We start from the raw sequence: 1833 nt of genomic DNA, 5'->3' as shown, positions 1-1833 counted from the left end.
CATGTCGGACTCGTTGATCGCCTTCCAGCCGGCGATCGAGGAGCCGTCGAACATCGTCCCTTCGGCGAAAATGTCGTCATCGATCATGCCGACGTCGAACGTCACGTGCTGCCACTTGCCGCGCGGATCGGTGAAGCGCAGGTCGACGTATTTGACGTCGTTGTCCTTGATCGATTTCAGGACGTCTTTGGCGGTCTTCATGCATACCCCTTTTGGCTCTGCGGGTCGGTTTCCAGATGAGCAAAATTATTCTCGCTTTTCGGCGAGTTTTGCGCGACCGCACAAACGAAATCAGGCCGCCGAAGCAGCCTTATTTCCTGTCAGAGTGTCGCAAAATGCGGGATAGCACCCGGCTCAGATAGCGTCCAGCCCGGATTCGCCGGTCCGGATGCGGATCGCCTCTTCGATGTTGGAGACGAAAATCTTGCCGTCGCCGATGCGGCCGGTCTGTGCGGCCCGCCGGATCGCGTCGATGGCACGCTCGACCAGATCGTCGCCGATCACGATCTCGATCTTCACCTTGGGCAGGAAATCCACGATGTATTCTGCGCCGCGGTACAGCTCGGCATGGCCCTTCTGGCGGCCGAAACCCTTGGCCTCCGTCACGGTGATGCCCTGAAGGCCGACTTCCTGAAGCGCTTCCTTCACCTCGTCGAGCTTGAACGGCTTGATGATGGCTTCGATTTTCTTCACTGCGCGCCTCCCGGCCTTTCGATCAAATAGCAACGTCTTCGTCAGGATGCGCTTTTATCACGCACGAACTTGTCTTCGCTGTACCGGGATGCCTGACCAACCCGGCGGCGGCCGGCCACACCCTCATGAAATGCCAGTGAGCACGACGAACCGAAGTGGCTTCCTCGAAAGCAGGGTCTATGCCAAGTTGCAAATACCCTGATTATTGGAGCGTTATCAGCCTATTAACGAGCATCTCTGATAGGTGGTGCCGACCGGCCCAAAATACCGAAGACTACGAAATAGGCAAACGGTCAATGTGTGTGCAGGTATCTCTTCCGTGTATGGGATCGGCATGGAAGATGCCTCTCGAACAGGCGTTTGTACCAGGGAAGTGGCATGGAAGTACTGACCAACGCTGAAATGCAGCGGGCCGACCAGCTCAGCATCGCGGCCGGCACGCCCGGCTTCAAGCTGATGCTGAGCGCCGGGCAGGCGGTCGCTGAGGCCGCCAACGCGCTGGTGGAGGAGGGCCCGATCCTGATCGTGGCCGGTCCGGGCAACAATGGCGGCGACGGTTTTGTCGCAGCCGCCGAACTCGCCGCCCAGGGCCGCGAGGTGTCGGTGATCCTGATGTGCGAGCGCGATCAGCTCCAGGGCGATGCCGCCTCCGCGGCGCGCGGCTGGAAGCATCCGGTGCTCCCGTTCAATCCGCAGGCGATCGGGAGGCCGGCGCTGATCATCGACGCATTGTTCGGCGCGGGCTTGAGCCGGCCCGTCGACGGCGAGGCGCGCGAGATGATCGCGGCGATCAACGCCAACGGCGCGCCGGTGCTCGCCGTCGACCTGCCGAGCGGGATCAACGGCACCAGCGCAGCCGTGATGGGCGTGGCGGTGAACGCCACCGAGACCGTCACCTTCTTCCGCAAGAAGCCGGCGCATCTGCTGCTGCCGGGGCGGGTGCATTGCGGCGCCGTCCGCGTCGCCGACATCGGCATTGACGCCCAGGTGCTGGACGAGATCGGGCCGCGGATCTTCGAGAACGATCCGGATTTCTGGAGCGCAGCCTTTCCGGTGCCCCGGATCGACGGCCATAAATACGCGCGAGGCCACGTGCTGGCCGTCTCGGGCGACGCGGCTGCCACCGGCGCGGCGCGGCTC

The 1833-nt window shown here is 62.6% G+C and carries 3 protein-coding genes; 1 reads left to right on the top strand and 2 read right to left on the bottom strand.

Annotation, left to right across the window (positions count from 1 at the left end; all coding sequences use genetic code 11):
* The coding region (locus ACXJL8_RS40085) for a glutamine synthetase beta-grasp domain-containing protein (protein ID WP_456686928.1) at positions 1-201 on the bottom strand (201 nt) is incomplete at its 3' end.
* Between the two features lie 153 nt (positions 202-354).
* Entirely contained in the window at positions 355-693 is a 339-nt protein-coding gene (locus ACXJL8_RS40080) for a P-II family nitrogen regulator (protein ID WP_007603495.1), read from the bottom strand.
* A 378-nt stretch (positions 694-1071) separates the two neighbouring features.
* Between ACXJL8_RS40080 and ACXJL8_RS40075 the strand changes: the two genes are divergently transcribed.
* Positions 1072-1833: NAD(P)H-hydrate epimerase (locus ACXJL8_RS40075; RefSeq protein ID WP_456686927.1), on the top strand; the 762-nt coding region annotated here is incomplete at its 3' end.

The sequence above is a fragment of the Bradyrhizobium sp. P5_C11_2 genome, assembly GCF_054049755.1.
Note: the sequence above shows the minus strand (reverse complement) of the source record. Positions and strands in the feature narration are given on the sequence as shown.